A 23,303-nucleotide genomic window follows, 5' to 3' on the forward strand; every position below is an offset into this window, starting at 1 on the left:
GGATTCGAACCGTTGACCCTCTGCGTGCAAGGCAGATGCTCTAGCCAGCTGAGCTAATCCCCCGTTTTTCATTTGCGGCTGCAAAGGTATGAAACTTTTTTCTTTTCCGCAAATAAAAAGGAAAGAAATTTTTCATCGTTTCTTTCCGGAGTAGTCCCAGGCAGAGTTGAACTGCCGACCTCTACATTATCAGTGTAGCGCTCTAACCAACTGAGCTATAGGACTGTCAACTTTGCCGGTTTCCCAGCTTCATCTTTCTCTTTTTCTATCTTTTTTTCATATATCCAACCGTAGTACAAGCGGAATAATACCACTTGATAATCTTCACGGAAACTCTCGCTCCAGAAAGGAGGTGTTCCAGCCGCACCTTCCGGTACGGCTACCTTGTTACGACTTAGCCCCAGTCACCAGTTTTACCCTAGGCCGTTCCTTGCGGTTACAGACTTCAGGTACTCCCGGCTCCCATGGCTTGACGGGCGGTGTGTACAAGGCCCGGGAACGTATTCACCGCGCCATGGCTGATGCGCGATTACTAGCGAATCCAGCTTCACGGAGTCGAGTTGCAGACTCCGATCCGAACTGAGACGTGGTTTTGAGATTAGCTCCCTGTCGCCAGGTCGCAACTCTTTGTCCACGCCATTGTAACACGTGTGTCGCCCCGGATGTAAGGGCCGTGCTGATTTGACGTCATCCCCGCCTTCCTCACAGCTTACGCTGGCAGTCCCGCTAGAGTCCTCAACTTTACTTGTTAGTAACTAACGGCAAGGGTTGCGCTCGTTATGGCACTTAAGCCGACACCTCACGGCACGAGCTGACGACAACCATGCAGCACCTCGCAAGCGGTCATTGCTGAAAGAAGTGTTTCCACTCCGGTCCCCCTGCGTTCAAACCCGGGTAAGGTTCCTCGCGTATCATCGAATTAAACCACATGTTCCTCCGCTTGTGCGGGCCCCCGTCAATTCCTTTGAGTTTCACCGTTGCCGGCGTACTCCCCAGGTGGATTACTTAACGCTTTCGCTGTAGAGCTTACATTATATCGCAAACTCCTAGTAATCATCGTTTACTGCGTGGACTACCAGGGTATCTAATCCTGTTCGATACCCACGCTTTCGTGCTTCAGTGTCAGTTATGGTTTAGTAAGCTGCCTTCGCAATCGGAGTTCTGCGTAATATCTATGCATTTCACCGCTACACTACGCATTCCGCCTACCTCAAACACACTCAAGTCTCCCAGTATCAATGGCAATTTTATGGTTAAGCCACAAACTTTCACCGCTGACTTAAAAGACCACCTACGCACCCTTTAAACCCAATAAATCCGGATAACGCTCGCATCCTCCGTATTACCGCGGCTGCTGGCACGGAGTTAGCCGATGCTTATTCATGGGGTACATACAAGATCCCACACGTGGAATTTTTTATTCCCCTATAAAAGAAGTTTACAATCCATAGAACCTTCATCCTTCACGCGACTTGGCTGGTTCAGACTTCCGTCCATTGACCAATATTCCTCACTGCTGCCTCCCGTAGGAGTCTGGTCCGTGTCTCAGTACCAGTGTGGGGGACCTTCCTCTCAGAACCCCTATCCATCGTCGGTTTGGTGGGCCGTTACCCCGCCAACTGCCTAATGGAACGCATGCCTATCTATCAGCGATGAATCTTTAACAAATATTCCCATGCGGGACCCCTGTTTTATGCGGTATTAATTCATCTTTCGATGAGCTATCCCCCTCTGATAGGTAAGTTGCATACGCGTTACTCACCCGTGCGCCGGTCGCCGGCAATAGTTGGCAAGCCAACTATCCCGCTGCCCCTCGACTTGCATGTGTTAAGCCTGTCGCTAGCGTTCATCCTGAGCCAGGATCAAACTCTTCGTTGTTATAAATTGTTTATGTCTTATGCTCAAGATTCCGTTACTATTGATTTATCAAGTATTGACGGTATTTATTCTCAAAATACTTGTACTACTTGTTGATATATGTAATATTTTCAAAGAACTTAGTCGCTATCGTTATTTTTGATTGCGGTTGCAAAGGTAAGAACTTTTATTTTAATCTTCCAAATTTTTTCGGAAGTTTTTTTTATTTTTTTCTTCAGCTTTCGGAATTTCGCTTGGATTTACCAACCTCACCTATCTCTGACAGAATTACTTTCCTTTACCTCTTCATCATGTTGACTACCGCATCTCTCTCGATTGCGGGTGCAAAAGTAGAACGGATTTTTGAATCTGCAAAATATTTTTGGAAGAATTTTTGAATTATTTTTAAGTTTGGCTGTGTATCAGAGGAATAGAAAGGGAAGTTTTTTAGATAATAAGTTGACGAGGAAACAAGGATACAAAAAACTGCTCCTTATAAGCTGAAGACCTTATACATCCAGACTAGGCGTAATTACCTCTATATAACCGTTAGCGTGATTAAATCAGCACATATTAAATTCAGCCAATAGGTCTTTGAGAATGAATAGTTTTTATTCTTTATGTTTAATAAGCATAATTACCGGATTATCGTCTTCTTCTAAATTTGAAGCAATCTCTTTCAATTTCCCTTTTAATTTCCCCTCTTTATATTTTTCAACAAGTTCCCATGCTTCTAAGAATTGCGAAGTAGGAATTTTACTATTCAACGGCCTTGACTTTAAGAACGCTTCCTGCTTATAAGAGTAATCTCCATTATATACCTTATATCTAAACAATTTGTTTTCCTGTTTATCATATACAATATCTGTTGCATTAAATTCCATTGTTTTTTCAACCGCTTCTACAAAGTAATACCGGTCCGTAAATAAGGTTGGAAACAAGAATACTTCCGGGTTCAAAGTCTGGACAGATGGAGTTCTTGCAATAATTGGCCCCATTGCCCCATTGGGCGTATATTGATAAACTGTATCAGCAGAGTATTCAGCTAACACATAATTATTGAAATAAGGAATCAATGGATGCGATGTTGAAGGGGCATAAGCGTAATACATACCACTATCATCAGCTGGAGTTCTTATGATTATACTCTTTTTATCCTTAAAAGGAATCTGAATTTTTTCTATCACATGCCCATTTTGTTTGGAAATTAAAACAAATGACTCTGTTGATCGAACTGTAGGATTATCTATATTAAGGCAAATTAAATACTCTTTGTCGAAATTGAATATTTCACCAAACATATAGTCATCTTCCCATGAAATCCTACGTTTAAAATTCCCTTCTAAATCATATACAACTATTTTACGGGCATAAGTATCACTCACATACAATTCATCATTCTCTTCATCCAAGACAAAGCCTAATGCAGAAGTATATTCTTCTCCACTTTGTCCTTTATGATTTATTTTTCTTATAGATTTCCCTGTTTTTCGATCGAAAAGAAATATATTGCCATCTGAAGCATGGTTCGTAGCAAGAATCAAATTCTCACCAACATGCCAAACGCTTCCAGAACAAAGAATACTATCTGTGGTTTCCAATGGGATATACTCCACATCCATAAAATCCTGAAGAATTAATTCTTTTAACGGATAGTTCGCTGTAACATCAATAGTTACAAAATCGTCGGCCTGTTTATTTTCTAAACTAGCTGATAAAAATATCATCAAAAATGATGAAATAAAAATCATACAAAATTTATTCATGGTAAATATGATTTATAATTTAACATTACACATATTAGAACTACTTATTTTTGATTTCGTAATCGGATAGAGAGGGGGGCAAAGCCATTTATATATACCTTTGTTATAAAGCTCTAGATCTCAAACACGAAGCCAAGATCTACACTCCTCTAATTCTTTTTATATAATCTCTTATATACAACACTCTTTGGCTGAATTAAAATTTATCAAATTAGATGTGCTAAAATTCTGCCAACAGGTTAATATAAACGAAAACAAGGACAATAAATAAAAAACTGTCCTAAAAGCAAAAGCCACAAATCGGCTCTCTAAAAATTCAATAACTAGTCTTTTCATAAATCTCACTTTTATTTTTAATAAAAATAATACTCAAAACCGCACCACAATCTACCATTCAGTCACAAATATACTAATATTTCGTAATAACTAAATAAACAATGAATTATTTTTACTTTTCTTATTATATATTCATCACAAAGGCACATCATTTTTATTACAATTATTTGATTACTTCTACGAAATAATAATATCAGCTCACCTAGGTGAGTTAATCGGCTCACCTAGGTGGATTGATTGGCTCACCTAGGTGAGTTAATCGGCTCACCTAGGTGGATTGATTGGCTCACCTAGGTGAGTTGATTGAACCACCTAGGTGAGTTGATTGAACCACCTAGGTGAATCGATATTTTGATTAGCATTGATGTAAGAAATAATAACAATAAAAGGCAATAATCATTATAATAAAATCCTTACATCTTTGATAGTAAATGTTTGACTGATGTCATATAACTCAAGTTAAGAATACTAAACTTTCTGTTTACGAATTGGCATGAATACATGTTGGTAAAAGTTTGTGATAAGGTTTGTCAAACAGTATTCACAATTCATTATAATAAAATGAATATCTTTGCCGTTATATAACTATTATTTACAGAGGTTTCGTATGAAACATATAATCATCCATACATTATACATATTTACAATCGCCTCATTATTATTCTCGTGTAAATCAGCAAAACTAAGTGATGCTGAAGAAAAACACAGAATTGGAGAATATTATGAAGCAGCAGCAATTTACAGAAGAGTTTACACCAAGACATCTCCTAAGAAAAGAGATTTGCGTGGTTATATAGCATTCAGAATGGCGGAATGCAACAGACTGATAAACAGTACACCTAAAGCACTTAGCGGATATATGAACGCATTAAGATATGACTATCCGGACAGCATTGTATATTTAAGGATAGGACAAATGCAGCATAAAAGCGGGAAATATGCCGAAGCCATAAAAAATTATGATTTATACCTGATGCACGATCCGGGAAGCGAACTAGCTATGAACGGAGTTGAAGGAGCACAAAAAGCTCTGGAATGGAAAAAGAATCCAACACGTTATGAAGTGAAGCGAATGGATAAATTCAATTCCAGACGTGGAGAGTTCAGCCCGATGCTTGCCGGTACAGACTATGACCAGTTGTATTTCGCCTCATCAAGAAGCAAAGATAAAGAAGCTAAAATCAGTGCAATAACCGGACAGAACAATAACAATTTCTATCTGGTAAAAAAAGATGAACAAGGGAACTGGCTTGTTCCTGAAGAACTTGAAGACGAAGTAAACACTGAATTTGACGAAGGAACACCGTCTTTCTCTCCTGACGGAAATACAATGTACTATACTTATTGCTCACAGGCTCCAGATGGAGACAGAACTGCAGAAATATACCAATCGTCCCGAAGCAGTGCCAAATGGGGGAAAGGGAACAGAATCGCTTTGGTGAAAGACTCAGTGACTCCGCTTGCTCATCCGGCAATGTCTCCTGATGGTAAATATATATATTTCACTTCTGACGTAGTGGGCGGACAAGGAGGAAAAGATTTATATAGAGCAAGGGTGAAAGGTAATGACTTCGGACCCATGGAAAACTTAGGCGAGGAAATAAATACTCCAGGAGATGAAATGTTTCCTTATGTGCGTGATTCCGTAACACTATATTTTGCATCAAACGGACATCCGGGAATGGGCGGTCTGGATTTATTCAAAGCTACACTGGACAGCACAAATCATTGGAAAGTGGAAAATATGGGATGGCCTATAAATTCTTTTTCCGATGACTTTGGAATAACTTTTGAAGGAAAGAAAGAAAAAGGATTTTTCTCGTCAAACAGAAATGATGCCCGCGGTTACGACCACATATATTCTTTTGAATTGCCGACTATTACTGTTAAAATTGAGGGTATTGTATTCGATGTTGATGAAGTTCCAATTGAGAATGCAACAGTGAGAATTGTGGGCCGTGACGGTATGAATGCAAAAGTCCAGACTTTGAAAAGTGGAAACTATTCCGTTGAGTTGGAACGAGACATTCGCTACGTGATGATGGCAAGCGCACGTGGATATCTTAATCAGAATTTTGAGCTGAAAACCGATGCAGAGGAAAAGAGCGAAACATATATAGTGGATTTCTACCTCTCGCCTATCAGCAAACCTGTCGTAATAGAAAACATATTCTATGATTTCGACAAGGCAACTCTACGTCCGGAATCAAAGAAAGCTCTCGATGAGATGATAAAGATGCTCAACGACAATCCTAACGTAACAATTGAACTTGGAGCACATACCGACCGCAAAGGTTCAGACAAATATAACGAGAAACTTGCACAGCGACGTGCACAGTCTGTCGTTGACTATCTGATTGAAGGCGGTATTGCAGCAGACCGTCTGGAAGCTAAAGGCTATGGAGAAAGTGTTCCTAAAACTATAAACAAGAAAATGGCTAAGGAATTTGACTTCCTGAAAGAGGGTGATGTGCTTACAGAAGAGTTCATTCTGAAACTTACACCGGAGCAGCAAGAAGCAGCAGACCAAATCAACAGAAGAACAGAATTCAAGGTTTTGAGAACTAATTATAATTTGTTCTAGAACCAGTTTAAAGTTAACTATAAATGAAGAAATACAAAATGATTATGATATCACTCCTTTTTGCAGGAATGATATCATGCAAAGAAGAAGCCAGACAGGCAGAACAAGTGAATTATGAGATAGCAGTTGCAGACTCGATGTTGCAGAATATATTGGATAAATATAATGTAGAAAAATATGGACTGCTGTCTGAAACTTATCCGGTAAATCCGGAAAACAAAGTGACTTATCTTGCAGAAGGAACAGAACAATTAAGAAACCAGGAGGTTTCGTTCCTTTGGCCCTACTCAGGGATTTTGTCCGGATGTATATCTCTTTACAGAACAACCGGAGATAAAAAGTATCTGAAAATACTTGAAGAAAAAATAATACCGGGAGTGGAACTTTATTGGGATGGCGACAGACTTCCAGCCTGTTATCAAAGCTATCCAAAATTCAATGGAAACAGTGATCGTTTTTATGATGACAACGATTGGATTGCAATAGATTTCTGCGACTTATACGAACTGACTGAAAACAAAGCTTATCTGGAGAAAGCCCAACAACTCTACGATTATATTTTCAGTGGCTGGGATGAGAAGCTTGGTGGTGGAATATATTGGTGTGAACAGAAAAAGACATCCAAGAATACTTGCTCAAACGCACCAGCAACTGTCCTTTGCATGAAACTATATAATATCACCAAAGACAAAACATATCTTGACCAAGCTTATAAAGTCTACAATTGGACAAAAAACAATCTGCGTGACAGTGAAGATTTTGTATATTGGGACAATATCACTCTTGACGGAGAAGTAAATAAAGCAAAATATACTTACAACAGCGGGCAAATGATTCTTGCCGGAGTGATGCTTTATCAGGAATCTGGAGACAAACAATATCTAGAAGATGCACAGAAGACAGCAAAAGGTGCTTATGAAAGATTTACCAGTATAAACGATAAAACGAAATCAAGGTTTTATACTGCTAGTCCATGGTTCAATGTAATATTGCTTAGAGGCCTGACAGCATTATACAAAATTGACGGAAATTATGAATACATAAAAACAATGGCAGATAATGCTACTTACGCATGGAAAAACAATCGCGACAAAAACGGTTTCCTCGGCAATGACTGGAGTGGAGAAAAAATTCAGGAATATAAATGGCTGCTTGATAACGCCTGTATGGTGGAACTGTTTTCAGAAATAGGAGAAACAAAACTCTGATAAAAAAGTATAACAGTAAAAAAGGCATGTGAGAAAGAACGAATAAGATTCCTGTCACATGCCTTTATTTTATGAATGAATATTTGTCCGGATATTACTTAACCAAGAACTTATAGATACAACGGCTGTAATATTTCTGTCCCGGTTCAAGAATAGTAGAAGGGAAATCAGGATGATTTGGAGAATCAGGATAATGCTGTGATTCCAGACAAATAGCACCACGGCGAGGATAAGTTGCACCTTTCTTACCTGTTTCTTCTTTCATCATGTTACCACAATAAATCTGCAATCCCGGTTCGTTTGTGTAAACTTCCATCAAAATACCGCTAACAGGAGAATATACAGTTGCAGCAACAGCTTTTTCATCACCTTTAGTATTAAGTACCCAGTTATGGTCATAACCACCAGCTTTAGTCAACTGATCGAAATCATCATCAATATGAGCAGAAATAACCTGAGCTTTACGCAAATCAAGAGGAGTTCCGTCCACCTTAGCTATTCCAGTTGGGATAAGTTTGTCATCAACCGGAGTATACTGGTCTGCATTTACATATAATTCATGATCCATGATAGTTGAACCAGGAACACCAGACAAGTTGAAATAACTGTGGTTAGTCAGGTTGACTACAGTTTTCTGATCAGTAGTTGCTTCATATTTGATATCAACGGCATTGTCGTCAGTCAAAGTATAAGTTACCTTTATATTAAGATTGCCTGGGAAACCAGCTTCACCATCTTTAGATAAATAAGTAAGTTCAACAGACTGAGGAGAAACCTGATTTGCATCCCACATCTGACGGTCGTATCCGTTAGGTCCGCCATGCAGACAGTTAGTTCCGTCGTTCTGAGGCAAAGTGTATTCTTTTCCGTCAATTTTGAATTTACCTTCAGCAATACGGTTGCCATAACGGCCAATCAAAGCACCGAAGTTTCCTGAACTAGCCAAATAAGCCTGAATGCTGTCATAACCAAGCACAACATCTGTCATTTTTCCATTCTTATCCGGAACCATAACAGAAACCAAACGTCCACCCCAGTTTGTAACACAAGCCTCAGCACCTTTTGCATTTTTAAGAACATATAGCTCTGTCTGCTTGTTTTCAACTGTGGTAACAAAATCTGATTTATACAAACCTGATAAAGTGGCTTCTTCCTGTGGAGCCTGCTGCTGTTGTTGTTTGCCTCCGCAAGACATCAACATTGTCATTGCCATTACGGCCATACATAGTTTATTCATATATTTTAGTTTTTAAGTTTGTTAGTTTTTGAGTTAACAAGTTGACGAGTGAACAAGGTTAACTGTAGTGACTGAATAGTATCGGCATTTAACTCCTTCTACCTTCCAATAACTCCTCCTTAACTCCTTGACTTCTAAATTCCTTAACTCCTCAACTCCTTCCTTCTATATTCTTCTTTCAAAAAAATCCCCCAAATATATCGAGTTTTTTGTTATTTTTGTGGGAAAATGTAGAAAAATGAAACAATATATTGATTTGCTTAATCGTGTGATGAACGAAGGCACTTTTAAGGAAGATCGTACAGGAACAGGCACGATTAGTGTTTTCGGTCATCAGATGCGTTTCAATCTTGAAGACGGATTTCCTCTTCTCACGACCAAAAAACTTCATTTAAAATCTATTATTTATGAATTGTTATGGTTTCTGAAAGGTGACACAAATGTGAAATACCTCCAGGAAAATGGTGTGAGAATATGGAATGAATGGGCTGATGCTGATGGTAATCTCGGTCATATATACGGTTACCAGTGGCGTTCATGGCCGGATTATAAAGGTGGTTCCATCGACCAGATAAGCGAGGCTGTGGAAACTATAAAGAATAATCCTGATTCAAGACGTATAATTGTAAGTGCTTGGAATGTTGGCGACCTGGACAATATGAATCTTCCTCCGTGTCATGCATTCTTCCAGTTTTACGTTGCAAACGGAAGACTTAGTCTTCAGATGTATCAGCGAAGTGCTGATATATTCCTTGGTGTTCCATTCAATATCGCATCATATGCTTTGTTGCTTCAGATGATGGCGCAAGTAACCGGATTGAAAGCAGGAGATTTTATCCATACTTTGGGTGATGCACATATTTACAGCAATCATATCGAACAAGTAAAACTTCAGTTGACTCGCGAACCTCGCCAGTTGCCTAAGATGGAACTTAATCCGGAAGTTAAAAGTATATTTGATTTCAAATATGAAGACTTTACGCTTACGGGATATGATCCTCATCCGCATATTAAGGGAGTGGTTGCAGTGTGAGAGAAGGGTTACCTTGTCAACTTAAAAATTAAAAAACTCAAAAAACTATTCAAATGCCACAGATTACAATAATAGCCGCAGTAGCAGAAAATGGTGCTATCGGCAAAAATCAGCAGTTATTATGTCATTTGCCTAATGACATGAAAAGATTTAAAGAACTTACAACAGGTCATGCAGTAGTAATGGGACGCAAAACTTTCGAATCTCTTCCAAACGGAGCACTACCAAACAGAAAGAATGTTGTGCTTACAACAATGCCGGAAGCAGATTTCGTAAATTGTTTCCCTTGTGATTCAATGAGCGATGCACTTGAACTTTGTGAAAACGAAAAAGAAATATTCATTATTGGTGGTGCATTGGTTTACCGTCAGGCTTTGAGTAAGGCCGATAAAATGTATATAACAAAAATACATGCAGAATTCCCTGATGCTGACGCATTCTTCCCTGTTGTTGACTGGAGCCAATGGGAAGAAACAGAACGCCAGGATTTCCCTGCCGACGAAAAGCATCAGTATGCATATAGCTTTATTACATATGTAAGAAAGGGATAAAAAGCTGTATTTATGCTTTATTAACCCTAATCTTACAACTTTTTGCTCTTGAAATCAATCTAATAGTAAAGAAAGAAGTGGAGGAGTCAAGGAGTTAAGGAGTTAAGAAGTAGTTATTGGAAGTTAGAAGGAGTTAAAAGCCAATAGTTTTCAGTCATTACTATCAACCTTGTAAACTTGTTCACTCGTCAACTACTAAAAACATTGCCTATGATTTCAAGAGCATTTTTTATATCTTCACTTTTGGCAATAGGAATTGCCGGAAGCAGCACATTCATTTATGGTAATTATAAGAATTACGAAAAGAATGAAATTAGTGAGATTATCCAAAACAAGGATACGGAGAAACTGATAAAAGAACTTGTTAAGAGAATAGATGAAAATCTGGAAAAAGATACTGACAAGTTTCCGGAAATTATCGTAGAAACAGAGCAGTATATAAAAGATATGGAAGAATCCGCATCGACTGCATTTCTGCATTCACTTTTAGCGGAAATGTATTCCATATATTATAATGCCAACAGATGGACCATCGACCAACGCACTTCCCTACAGGATTTTGTCCCGGAAGATATAAGAGAATGGAGTGCGAATATTTTCGATAAGAAAATTCGGGAAGAACTAAAGGCTTCCCTCTCTCCTGCCGAGATATTGCAAAACACCAAAACTGAATCTCTGGGAGATGTTATCAAGAAAGGCAAAGATTCAGAAACTCTACGCCCGACATTATTCGACTTTCTTGCTTTCCGTGCCATAGATATCAAGGCTGATAACGAATGGTTTGAAATGCTAAAATCTTTTCATCTGAAAGATGGCAATAAAGATGCTTTGATTAATGTGGAACTGGAATATTTGGATTTCCGCAGAAGGAATAAGCCTTATCTCAACGATACCGAATACAAAACTGCACTGGATAGTCTTGCCAACTCTGCAGGAAACAGTCTTCTTGCCATAGAGATTGCCATTAAGCAATTTAATTTATATGAACAGTCTGTTTACGCAAAAATTAGCGACCGCAATTCAAGAACTTCTGCCATTTACAGCAAATGTAAGGAATACATAAATATATATAAGGATAATCCAAGAGTAGCAATCTTCGAGAACAGACTTGCGGAAATGGAACAGTCTTTTATAAGTTGTTCCGGTAATAGAAATGTATATCCGGGTAAAGATTTGGAGCTGAAATTAGAATACAAAAATCTTGATAATGTAAAGGTTTGTATATATCAGAACACAAATCTGCCGGTAAATGCCACCAGAGATGAAGATAAACACAAAGGCAAGAAAGTTGCAGAAAAGAGTTTTGCTTTGAATCATCCAGATAAGTTCAGCCAAATGGATACGACATTGCATATCCAAATGGATAAGCCCGGATTATATATTTATGAAATAAACGACAGCAAAGGAAAGCTGAAAACTAACGGTACGTTCAGTGTCAGCCGCCTTGCTATGGTTACACGTCAGCTGGAAGACGGGGCAACTGAAGCTATAGTTACAGATTTCACAAGCGGTAAACCGATTGAAGGTGCAACTGTCATTACTTATAATGTAAGCAGGAAATGGATTTCACAAAAGTTAGAAACCTACAAAACTGATAAAAACGGGAAAGCTGTTCTTTCCGCAAAATTCAGGAAAGAGCGTGAAGTTGCAAGAGCTGTTTATGGCAACGACACTTGCTCTCTGAACAATGTATTACCATATTATTATGTCAACAATCCGACAAAAGGAGATAATATGGAAGTTGAACTGTTCACGGACCGGAAGATTTACCGTCCGGGACAGACTGTTTCCTTCAAAGGCGTTTGTTATGTAAGGGATTATGAAAAGCCTTATGTTCTGGAGAACAAGAATGTTTCTGTGATTTTCCGTGACGGAAACCATAAAGAAATTGCACGTAAATCATTCCGGACAAACAGTTTCGGTTCATTCAACGGTTCATTCGAAATCCCGGAAACTACAAAGAACGGGAATTTCACTTTGTCTGTGGATGAAAGATATTTCAACAATATTATGGTTGAAGAATATAAGCGCCCTTCATTTCTTGCCGAGTTCGAACCGATTGAAGGAGAAGTGTTCTTCGGAGATGAAATGTCTCTGAATTGCGTTGTCAGGACATATTCAGGAGTGAATCTGCAAGATGGAAATGTTAAATGGAGAATTGAAAGACATCCTATATGGATATTTGCAAGATATTCATACTATGACAGCAGCAGCCGTCAAGTGGCTGAAGGAAATGCTGTAATCAATAGCGAAGGTAAGTTCTCAATACATTTCACTCCGAAAAAAGATAATGACTTCAATGGTAATAATGACATACAATACAGATATATTGCCTATGCGCAAATAACAGACAGCAAGGGTGAGACTCAGGATTGTGAGGTTTCTTTCTGCGTCGGTGACAAAGGTTTGAATATTGGTATCAGTGCAGCAAGCACATTAGATAAAGATAATTCTGATATTATAATCTACACTCACACTGTAAACAGCAAGATTGTAGATAAAGAAGGTATGCTCAAACTTTATGAGGTTGACAAGGATGGAAAGGAAGGAAAAGAAGTGGCAAAATGCAATTTCATTTCCGGAAAAGCTGTTGACGGGGAATTTATATCTTCCGTTCCTTCTGGGAAATATTTACTCAAAGCTGAAACGACGGATTCAAAAGGACAAATTTGTTCTGAAGAGAGAGAGATTATAATATATGGAAAGACGGACAAACGTCCGCCGGTATTCAGACATACTTGGCTGATAAAAGATAATAAGGAATATTTGCCGGGCGAAAATGTAGAATTTACTTTCGGTACATCTGATACATCTGCCTACGTCCTGTATGAATTGTTCGATTCTGAAGGCAAGCGTTTCTGTTCTGACAGATTTGTCCTAAGCAATGAGAATAAGAAATTCAACATGCCTTTTGAAGAAAAACATGGAAAAGGATTCACAGCTGCCTTTATGTTTATAAAGAATGGAAAGCTATATCAGGATTATTTACAGGTAAAACGTAAGCAAGAAGACAGAAAGATTAATTTCCACATAAATACATTCCGTGACAAATTGTTGCCGGGAAGTAATGAACATTGGAGTTTCAGACTGACAGACAAAGATTCTCTTCCTGTTAAAGCTGAAATTCTTGCCGGAATGTATGACATGTCACTTGATGATATTGTAAAGTTCAACTGGAATTTTAATCCTAATACACTTACGTTCCTTAAATATAACACCTTCAGCAGTGGTTGGGCTTTTGACAGTTATAGTGAATATGACAGCGAAACAATCAAAGGGAAAGAGGTGAAGGAGTATTCGTTTGATATAATGTATGAAAACTGGTATAATGCTCTTAATAATATCAGATACGGACGAAACTTCACTTTACACGGTATGGGATTGAGCAAATCTGTAGCTGCTGCACCGATGGCAAACGATGCAATCGAAGTTAGAGAAGATGCCGCAGTTTTGGAAGAAAGTGTGGTGACAAGTGATGAAAAAGCCTTCTATTCCGTAGAGCAATCCGCCGTGACTGGAAATACCGGCAGCCCAATGTCAATAAGAAAGAATTTCCAAGAAAATGCATTCTTCTATCCTGTGTTGGTAAGCGATGAAAATGGAGATTTTTCGTTCGACTTTACTATGCCGGAGAGCAACACGACATGGAAACTGCAAATGCTTGCCTGGACAGACAGCCTGAAATATGGTTATATCCAAAAAGAAATAGTAACATCCAAGCCGCTTATGGTCCAACCTTCACTGCCGAGATTCTTCCGTGTGGGCGACATTGTGTATATTTCATCACAGATTATAAACCAAAGTGGAGAAGAAGCCAAAGGACGTGCCCGCCTTGAATTGTTCAATCCGGAAAACGGAGAGCCGGTAGTTTGCCTAACAAAGTCGCAGAAAGTATTCGAACTTGCTGCAGGAGAAATTACAACTGTCAGCTGGTCGTTCCAGGTTCCGGAAGTAAAAGATGGTGTAATCGGCTGCCGTATTATTGCAGAAGGAGATAAATTCAGTGACGGTGAGCAAACACTTGTCCCGGTTCTGTCAGACAAAATCATGCTGACTGTAAGCAATCCTTTCTTTATAAATAAAGAAGGTAAAAAAGTAATTTCACCAAAAGAAGAACAGGATGGCAAAGTTATTCGCAGCATTGTTGAATTATCTGCAAATCCTGTATGGTACGCCGTTCAGTCGTTACCGTCTTTAAGTGAAGCACGTAACGAAAGCAGCCTTTCATGGTTCGCCGTATATTACAGTAATATTCTTGCAAATCATATTGCCAACAGTAACCCGGAAATCAGTAAAGCAATAGAAATCTGGAAGGCGAAAGGAAATTCAGAACTTGTCTCAAATTTGGAGAAAAACAAAGATGTCAAGAATATTCTTCTTGAAGAAACTCCTTGGGTCAGAGATGCAGAAAACGAAACAGAAAGAATGCAGCGTCTGGATTTACTGTTGCAGGCAAACCGAGCATCACAAATGCGACAGACAGCTTTAGAAAAACTTATTTCCAAGCAAAATCCGGACGGCGGATGGAGATGGTTCGAAGGAATGAGAGGAAACAGATTCATCACCTTGCAAATTCTCAAAGGAATGGGACAGCTTGTTGAAATGAATGCTGTGGAATATAAGCAAGAAGAAAAGGAAATGCAAATCAAAGCTCTCCGTTTCCTTGACAACGAAATAAGGAAAGAATATGAAAGACTGACGAAATCTGGAAATAACATCAAAGATTACATTCCATACGACGAACAGATTGAATATTTGTTCGTAAGAAGTATGTATCGTGATATTCCTGAAGGCGACGCTCGCGATGCCTCACGTTTCTATACAGAGCAAGCCAAGAAATATTGGAAAAAGCTCTCAATCCATAACCGCGCTGCATTGGCAGTTCTTCTGTGGAGAAATGGAGATAAGGAAACTGCTCAGGATATATTGAAGTGGTTCCGAAAAACTGCAACCGTTTCTGAAGATAAAGGTATATTTTGGGCAAACAACAGAAGTACATCTTACAGCAAATATTCTGTAATCGATACTCATTGCCTTATTATGCAAGCGTTCCGCGAAAGCAAATCTGATAATGCCGAAATAGACTTGATGAAGCAATGGCTGCTTGCCCAGAAACGTACTCAGCAGTGGGAATCAAAGCCAGCAACAATGAATGCAATCCATTCATTGCTAACTGACGGTACAAACTGGCTCAGCGAAGGAAACGAATGTGTTATTTCGTGGAATGGAGAAACTTATTCAACTGAAAATGAAGGCAACATTATTGGATACAGCAAAATTGTAAAGGAAAAAGAAGTTTCTGGTAATGTATCTTCAGATATTGTTGTTGAAAAGAAAGGTAATGCACCAGCTTGGGGCGCTGTATATCAGCAATATTTCGTACCTCTCGACAAGGTAAGAAAGAACAAAACAGACCTCAACATAGAAAAGAAAGTTTTCGTTGAAGTAAATAATGGAAAGGAAATCCAACTGAAAGAAGTTACAAAGGATAATCCTTTGAAAGTTGGCGACAAGGCTATAGTCCGCCTGACTGTCCGAAGCGGAATGGATATGGACTTTGTATGTATAAAAGATTTACGTGCCGGATGCTTCGAACCTATTTCACAAGTTTCAAAACAAGAATTCCGTGAAGGAATTTCATTCTTCCGAAGCCCTAAAGATGCATCAGAAAATTTCTTCATTGATTTCCTTCCTGCCGGAACTTTTGTTATTGAATATCCGGTTTATGTAAGTCGAGAAGGTGAATACTCTGGTGGAATTTGTACAATCCAATGTTTGTATGCTTCGGAATTTATATCTAATACGGAAGGTTACGAAATTGAATCCATCGGCAATTAAGTTCTGAAAAAAAGATGCCGATGTTTTTTCGGAAATGACATGCACCCCGAAAGTTAGACAAAAAACTTTCGGGGTTTTGTTATGTCTAAAAAGTACAGGAAACATGGCTATGCAGAACGGCTAAAATATATGCATATGCTAGAGAATGGCTTTAGCCGAAATTATATTAAGCGCCGCTTTGGGATTAGCGGGGAGCTTCTTGGATATTTATGGACACGATACCGTTCAGAAGGTCCAACGGGATTGTTGAAAAAGCAAAATGTAAGGGCGGATTATGCCTTCAAGCTTGAAGTCGTTCGTGATGTTGAAGAAAATAATATAACTTTGCTGGATGCTTCGTTGAAGTATAATGCAAGTGCCAGTCAAATCAAGGTATGGCTAAAAGTCGCCAGGACTCAAGGTTATGATGCTTTAGCTATCACCAGGCCAAGAGGCCGCCTACCAAAGAATGCCATGGGAAGATCAAGGAAAAAGAAACCGGAAGAAATGACAGAGTTGGAACGTCTCAGATACGAGAATGAGTGCCTGAGGGCTGAGAATGCTCTGCTAAAAAAAGTGAAAGCCTTAGTAGAAGCAAGAGACGCCCGTCTCAAAGAGATTGGGCGGAAGCCATCCAAGAACTAAGGCAGGAGCATGATCTCGAGATTCTTCTGGAGAAGACAGGGATGGCCAGATCCACATTCTACTACCATACGAAAAGGATGTTAGAACCTGACGGCTACAATGATGCAAGAAATGCAATCCGAAAGATATATGATCGTCACAGAGGACGTTATGGCTATCGAAGAATAACTGCCCAGCTGCGTAATGACGGTATGCACCTTAACCACAAGACCGTACAGAAACTTATGGTAGAGATGGACCTATATGGCAAGCGAAAGACGGCAAAGTACAAGTCATATAAAGGTGAGATCGGAACGGTTGCGCCCAATGTCATTGACAGAGACTTCACGGCAACTGCACCTAACCAGAAATGGGCAACTGACGTGACTGAAGTCAAGATAAAGGACAGGAAGATATATCTTTCTCCTGTCCTGGATATGTTCAATGGGGAGATAATATCTTACACAATATCATATCGTCCGGACCTGGAAATGGCAATGAAGATGCTGGATAAAGCGTTCAAGAAAACTGATATACCGGAAGGACTCATACTACACTCTGATCAAGGATGGCACTATCAGCATCAGAGATACCAGAAGGCATTGAAAGACAGGAATATCGTGCAAAGCATGTCACGTAAGGGCAACTGCCTGGACAATGCCATGATGGAGAACTTCTTCGGACTTTTGAAGAATGAATTGCTATATTTGCAGGAGTGGGACAGCGTTGAACAGTTCTCAAAGGAACTGGTTAAGTATATACGCTACTACAACAATGACAGGATCAAACTGAGGCTGAATGGAAAGAGCCCGGTACAATACCGAGCCCTATTCCAATCGAAGTCCGCCTCCTAATATAATGTTAAACCGTCCAACTTTTGGGGGTCATATCAAAAAGTGCCGACGTTTTTTCTTGAACACTGCAGTGTTTCTATAGAAACGTCGGCACTTATTTTATATAATATATAATAGCCGGAAATTCAAAGACTTTCAAATTTTAATCATTTTTCTCGAATTCCCGGAAAACATCATTATCATAGAAACAAATATGATTCAAAGGAGAAATCCATGCCTCAACAGAAACACTATCTGTATTTAAATATAATGATGGATGCTTGTATAAATATTTTCCGTTTGTAAGAATAACAGAATCCCGGGTTGTCTGCAAATCCTTATCATAAACTGTAGTTTTAGTTGTAATAGTAAAACTATCTCCAGTAAAAGAAATCGTCTGATTTTTAGGATACTCTATTGGAGACAAAGATTTATCACTACTATAATACTCTGAAATGCTTACCCATTCAGTGTCATTTAAAACCTGTTCTTCACCATATTTCATGTCCTGTTCATCATTTGTACAGGCAAAGAAGCAACATGAAAGAATTAAGAATAATAATTGTCGCATAGCTTATTTTATTTGAGGGATTTATGACTATATAGTAAAAACATTTTACACTGTAATTTTGTTTTATTTAACTTTGTTTTTAACAAAAAAAACATCTACTATTAATTTCAACTTCTGAATAATAAATCAATATTCCGAGCCTCAAATCACAAGATTAGACTGTAATACAAATATTTACAAATTGCGTGAAACATAGTTTCAGAAACTTCATGTATAGTAAAGATACAAAATATGGGAATAAGACAAAATATATACGGATGCAGGTACAAATAAATACGGACGTATTTCAAAATATATACGGAAGGACGCAAACGCGGGTTCGACCCTAGAAATTTTATGTCCGTACCAAAACAAAACTTGATACGGACATATTTTGACTGACTTATTTCAAAATATTTTTTATTTCCTCTTCTGTCAATTCAGTAATTTCAGCAATATCCTCAATTGGGTATCCTTTTTCAAGCATTCTTCTGGCATTGTTGATTTTTTCTTTTTTCTGACCTTTTTCAATTCCTTCAGCCAGACCTTCTGCTCTTCCTATTTCCAATCCTTCTTCTTTACCTTCCTTCAAAGCCTGTTCCTTCATATAGTTCCAGGTGTTATAATTGTCACGATACACTTTTAGGCATGCCTCATATTCGTCCCGCTCTTTCTTGTTCATATTGACAATACGGGCTAGCTCTTCCAGACGCTGGAAAAGTGCCTTCTGTCCCTTGAACTCTAAAGATTCCAATTTTTCCATGTGCTTCAAATTATATAGCCAATAATCCAATGGCGTTTCACATTCCTTTTCTGTTTTATTGAACAGCGGGAATTCTATAAAGATTTCCCTTATCATTTTAGATACCGGTTTCCCCGTTTCTTTATCGGCTAGAATTATGTCCGTCTTAACTTTGTCGGATTTACCGCTCTTGAAATTCAGGAAGAAAATTCCATAAACAGGGACAATATCGAATTTCCATCTGTCGCCTATCCGGTCCTGTCCGGCTATTGCCCTACAAATATAATAAAGACCACGTTCATAAATATACGGCTGATTGCAATTTTGCATTTCCACAAGGAAAATACTTCCGTCTTTATCTTTACATCTGAGATCAAATAGTGCAGTCCTTCCATCTGCTGTTTCCGGAGGCAATTCATTGTTCATATACTCCAGGTCTTCGATATGCCTCTCGCCTTCCAATAAGTCATTGAGCAAATCTATGAGCAGTTCTTTACTGTTTTCCTGTCCGAAAAGAATTTTGAATCCTCTGTCTACAAACGGACTTATAAATATTCCTTTTTCCATAATTATGGTTTTTAATGTTAATATTGCAAGTATAGGAAAAATACTTTTACGGAACAATATAAAATTTGAAAAGTTTTGTTTCTCAGTCAGTTTTATAGCTTTTAGTTATATTAACTATAAATATTAGTTCATAAACTATATTTTCTCGTTATTTGTAAAAACGAAAGAGGTTATGAAAAGATTAACAGCCAAAGAAGAAGAAATAATGGAATTTTTCTGGGAAAAAGGTCCATTGTTTGTAAAAGAGATACAAAAATTCTATGATGAGCCCAAACCTCACTTCAATACACTATCAACAATAGTAAGAGGTTTGGAGGAGAAAGGATTTCTGGCACACGAAGCATTCGGAAACACTTATCGTTACTATGCTAATGTCAGCAAAGAAGAATTCAGCGCAAAAACATTAAAAGGAGTTATAAGCAAATATTTTAATAATTCATATCTGAGTGCTGTTTCAACATTAGTAAAAAAAGAAGAAATATCAATTGATGAACTGAAAGAACTGATTCGTGAAGTTGAGGATGCTCATAACAAAAACGAATAAATAAAGACACATCATTATGGGAATTTTCATTGCATATATCCTTAAATCAAGCTTTTGCCTCATCATATTTTATTTATTATATAAATGGATGATGGCAAATGAAACTTTTTTCAGGCTTAACCGTACTGTTATTTTAGTTTTTTGGCTATTGGCATTTCTGTTGCCCGCAATAAATCCCAGTGAATTGCAGAACACAAACCTTGTAATGGATATAACAAATAGCAGTATCGATATGAGTAACTATGCAGCACTGGTTAAAAATTCAGATAAAATACAAACCGACCACCAATCTTATATTATATATTCACTGATATGTGTGGTGTATTTTATCGGATTGTTGATAATCACAATAAAACAGATAATAATATGGTCACAACTTTTCAGGCTTATCAGAAAAGGAAAACATATAAACTACGATTCTTATTGTCTGGTTATAGTTGAAGGAGAACAATATCCGTTCAGCTGGATGAAATATATTATATTATCAGAAAAAGACTATATGGAAAACCATGTTGAAATTATTGCTCACGAAAAAGCACATATACAGCATAAACATTCTTTGGAATTACTGATAGTAGATGTACTGCTTCTGCTGCAATGGTTCAATCCTGCAGCATGGTTGTTGAAGCAGGAAATGCAGTCAGTACACGAATATGAAGCAGATAATGATGTGCTCTCTGCAGGTATAGATGCTAAATCTTATCAATTATTACTAATAAAAAAAGCTGTCGGCACCAGTCGCTACACAATGGCCAACAGCTTTAATCACAGTTCACTTAAAAAACGTATCACTATGATGTTAAAAGAAAAATCAAATCCGTGGGCTCGTGCAAAGTACGTTATGGTACTTCCACTGGCAGCCTTATCTGTGGTGAGTTTTGCTCACCCAAAAGTTTCGGAAGTTTCAAAAACTTTCAGTGAGTCCAAAATTAGTGAATTATGGACAGACCCACAAGAAAAAACGCCTGATGTGAAGGCAAAATTTCCTGGCAATGAAAAAGAAGCTTACCGTTTCATTGCCAAAAATATCAAATATCCTGCCCTAGCTCAAGAGGCAGGAGTTGAAGGTCGTGTTGAATGTCTTGTAACTATCGGTACAGACGGAAGCATAAAAAATGTCCGTATTACCAAACCAGTAAACAAATATCTGGATAAAGAAGTTATCCGCATTATGAATGAAATGCCGAAATGGGAACCGGCACAAATTGACGGTAAGGCAGTTGAAAGCACAATTCCTTTTGGAGTAGTATTCAAATTCGACGGAAGCAATATACAATCCGAATCGGATACGGATATTATTGTGGTTGGATATGGGATACAGACTGAAATAAATAGATGATGTAGTTGCAAACAGCAAGACACCTGAAACTCAGAAAACCGATAATAAATATCAAATCTGAGTTCCAGGTGTCTTCTTACTTTATAACTGTAGATAAATCCTTATCAAACAGATTATACCTCAATATTATTACAATTCGTTCTGAACCATAGCAGAATTAGCATCCATTTCCTTCTGAGAAATTACAAATTCCCAACGTTTGTCTCCTGCAGGAACAGACATAGTCTGGCTGACAGCCTCATCGTGATTTGAATTTGTTCTGTCAAGCGCAAGATTCAAACGCTTCAAGTCTGTGAAACGGAAACCTTCACCCCAAAGTTCAATACGGCGCTGTGTAAGAATCTCTTCTATCAAAGCCGCACCACTATTAGCAGAAAGTTTATACTGAGGGTCACGAGTCTGAACCAATTCCAGCAATGTATTTTTAGCAGCACCTTCATTTCCAGAACGAGCCTCAGCTTCTGCCTTCATCAAGTACATTTCAGCTAGACGCATATATACGACATCCGAAACCGGAGTTGAAGAAGATACAGATGTGAATTTCCTGTTCTGATATTTTGCAGGCGTAAAGTTAGAACCTGGCATAGCAGCTTCGCCTGTCGGATCCCACCACTGACGGCGTACGTCAGTTTCAGAAATCATATTATACAGACGGTCGATAATACATTTAGGATTCTGTCGGATATTTGTTGAGTTAAAGTTCCAAGACATAAATGCCATAAATGAATAGAAATAGATAGTCTGATCTGACTGAACCAAAGAAGCCCACATCCATTCCGGATTCTTTGATGCTTCAGCAAAACCATTCATTAACTCGTCACCACTCATCAAACGGCGACCGTTAGCCAAAGCCGTTTCTATAGCTAAGCCTGAATATTTTGCAGCATCTGCCCAATTCTGCTGAGCCAAAGCAACTCTGGCTTTCAAGCCATATGCTACTTCCAAAGAGAAATGGTTCAAATCTTCAGCCTTGTAATCCTTCATCAGTTCAATAGCTGCATCTAAATCCTCGTTTGCATACTGATAAACCTCCTCAACTGTGTTACGTGGAGAATCATGCATTTCGGACTGTTTCTTATAAGGAACACCAAGCTGATCGTTTGTCTTTCCTGCCTCATAGCGTTTTCCATAAAGCTGTACTAACTGGAAATGTGACCAAGCACGGAAGCAAAGAGCTTCAGCCTTTACTCCTGTTCTACGATTTTGATCCTCTCCTGATGCATTATCAATAGATTCAAGGAAGAAATTCGCATTAAGAATCAGTTTATAATAAAATTCAAACGGATAATAAGCTAAATAAGATGTTGGATTTCTATGGTCTATCCAGCGGGCATTACTGATATACCAACCGTTACCTGTAGAAGAGTTTATCAAATCTTCACCCAACATATCTCGTTTTATATTCATAGAAGCTTCACCACCCTGGTCCTGACGGCTATATTGTATATACATAGCACGATGAGTACCATTAAGTGCTGTGTAAAGATTGTCTACAGTTTCCTTAATAAGAGCATCAGGCACCTTGTCTGTCGGAGCAGTATCCATAAAGTCAGAAGAGCAAGAGCCGAGAGCTGCAGCACCAATCAAGGCCGCAGCAATTGTTGTATATTTTATTGCTTTCATATTGTATTCAAATTTAATTTAAGTTGACAAATTGATGAGTTGACAAGGGAACAAATTTCCATTGAAAACTTGTATCTGAGACCTCGTCCACT

At 38.4% G+C, this 23,303-nt stretch carries 13 protein-coding genes, 2 tRNA genes, 1 rRNA gene and 1 pseudogene (1 of these 17 cut by a window edge); 9 read left to right on the forward strand and 8 right to left on the reverse strand.

Translation table 11 applies throughout. The features are described 5' to 3' along the window. The 4 genes from ACYIAR_RS07275 to ACYIAR_RS07290 form a co-directional block, all read right to left on the reverse strand. A tRNA-Ala gene (locus ACYIAR_RS07275) sits at positions 1-63 on the reverse strand (it extends 11 nt beyond the left edge of the window). Between the two features lie 88 nt (positions 64-151). Next, positions 152-225: transfer RNA gene (locus tag ACYIAR_RS07280), tRNA-Ile, on the reverse strand. A 120-nt stretch (positions 226-345) separates the two neighbouring features. Further along, positions 346-1,878: ribosomal RNA gene (locus ACYIAR_RS07285) — 16S ribosomal RNA — on the reverse strand. A 590-nt stretch (positions 1,879-2,468) separates the two neighbouring features. Further along, a complete protein-coding gene (locus ACYIAR_RS07290; RefSeq protein ID WP_480333089.1) occupies positions 2,469-3,623 on the reverse strand; it encodes a 6-bladed beta-propeller in 1,155 nt (384 codons plus the stop codon). Positions 3,624-4,566: 943 nt separating this feature from the next. Between ACYIAR_RS07290 and porE the strand changes: the two genes are divergently transcribed. Beyond that, positions 4,567-6,543, forward strand: a complete 1,977-nt coding sequence (gene porE, locus ACYIAR_RS07295) for a PorE family type IX secretion system protein (protein ID WP_480333091.1) — start codon at positions 4,567-4,569, stop codon at positions 6,541-6,543. 68 nt (positions 6,544-6,611) lie between these two features. Further along, on the forward strand, positions 6,612-7,751 hold the full coding sequence (locus ACYIAR_RS07300) for a glycoside hydrolase family 76 protein (RefSeq protein WP_480333576.1): 1,140 nt from the start codon (positions 6,612-6,614) through the stop codon (positions 7,749-7,751). A 94-nt stretch (positions 7,752-7,845) separates the two neighbouring features. Here ACYIAR_RS07300 and ACYIAR_RS07305 read toward each other — a convergent pair whose 3' ends face one another. After that, positions 7,846-8,988, reverse strand: a complete 1,143-nt coding sequence (locus ACYIAR_RS07305; RefSeq protein ID WP_480333093.1) for an aldose epimerase family protein — start codon at positions 8,986-8,988, stop codon at positions 7,846-7,848. A gap of 238 nt (positions 8,989-9,226) precedes the next feature. Between ACYIAR_RS07305 and ACYIAR_RS07310 the strand changes: the two genes are divergently transcribed. The 5 genes and pseudogenes from ACYIAR_RS07310 to ACYIAR_RS07330 all read left to right on the forward strand — a co-directional run. Continuing rightward, positions 9,227-10,021, forward strand: coding sequence for a thymidylate synthase (locus tag ACYIAR_RS07310; RefSeq protein WP_480333095.1), 795 nt, complete (start codon positions 9,227-9,229; stop codon positions 10,019-10,021). 53 nt (positions 10,022-10,074) lie between these two features. Beyond that, the gene (locus ACYIAR_RS07315) at positions 10,075-10,572 is read left to right on the forward strand and encodes a dihydrofolate reductase (protein ID WP_480333097.1); all 498 of its coding nucleotides are present in this window, start codon (positions 10,075-10,077) and stop codon (positions 10,570-10,572) included. A gap of 210 nt (positions 10,573-10,782) precedes the next feature. Next, positions 10,783-16,410, forward strand: coding sequence for an alpha-2-macroglobulin family protein (locus tag ACYIAR_RS07320; RefSeq protein WP_480333100.1), 5,628 nt, complete (start codon positions 10,783-10,785; stop codon positions 16,408-16,410). 81 nt (positions 16,411-16,491) lie between these two features. Next, positions 16,492-17,034: a helix-turn-helix domain-containing protein gene (locus ACYIAR_RS07325; RefSeq protein WP_480330947.1), complete on the forward strand. Its 543-nt coding sequence runs from the start codon at positions 16,492-16,494 to the stop codon at positions 17,032-17,034. Next, positions 17,019-17,867: pseudogene (locus ACYIAR_RS07330) on the forward strand (IS3 family transposase); the annotation flags it as partial. The gene ACYIAR_RS07325 and the pseudogene ACYIAR_RS07330, both read left to right, overlap by 16 nt. A gap of 142 nt (positions 17,868-18,009) precedes the next feature. Here ACYIAR_RS07330 and ACYIAR_RS07335 read toward each other — a convergent pair. Further along, the gene (locus ACYIAR_RS07335) at positions 18,010-18,417 is read right to left on the reverse strand and encodes a hypothetical protein (protein ID WP_480333102.1); all 408 of its coding nucleotides are present in this window, start codon (positions 18,415-18,417) and stop codon (positions 18,010-18,012) included. A gap of 382 nt (positions 18,418-18,799) precedes the next feature. After that, complete coding sequence (locus ACYIAR_RS07340; protein WP_480333104.1) at positions 18,800-19,705, reverse strand: Rpn family recombination-promoting nuclease/putative transposase; 906 nt, start codon at positions 19,703-19,705, stop codon at positions 18,800-18,802. Between the two features lie 172 nt (positions 19,706-19,877). Here ACYIAR_RS07340 and ACYIAR_RS07345 point away from each other — a divergent pair, with 172 nt between their 5' ends. Both ACYIAR_RS07345 and ACYIAR_RS07350 read left to right on the forward strand, forming a co-directional pair. Further along, positions 19,878-20,249 carry a BlaI/MecI/CopY family transcriptional regulator gene (locus tag ACYIAR_RS07345; protein ID WP_480333106.1) on the forward strand — a complete coding sequence of 124 codons (372 nt, stop codon included), beginning with the start codon at positions 19,878-19,880 and terminating at the stop codon, positions 20,247-20,249. Positions 20,250-20,265: 16 nt separating this feature from the next. Then, positions 20,266-21,588 carry a M56 family metallopeptidase gene (locus ACYIAR_RS07350; protein ID WP_480333108.1) on the forward strand — a complete coding sequence of 441 codons (1,323 nt, stop codon included), beginning with the start codon at positions 20,266-20,268 and terminating at the stop codon, positions 21,586-21,588. Positions 21,589-21,717: 129 nt separating this feature from the next. On the opposite strand, the gene ACYIAR_RS07355 is transcribed toward ACYIAR_RS07350, so the two are convergent. Next, positions 21,718-23,211: a RagB/SusD family nutrient uptake outer membrane protein gene (locus ACYIAR_RS07355; RefSeq protein ID WP_480333110.1), complete on the reverse strand. Its 1,494-nt coding sequence runs from the start codon at positions 23,209-23,211 to the stop codon at positions 21,718-21,720. Between the last annotated feature and the right edge of the window lie 92 nt (positions 23,212-23,303).

This window comes from Parabacteroides sp. KHUB-01, assembly GCF_056640935.1.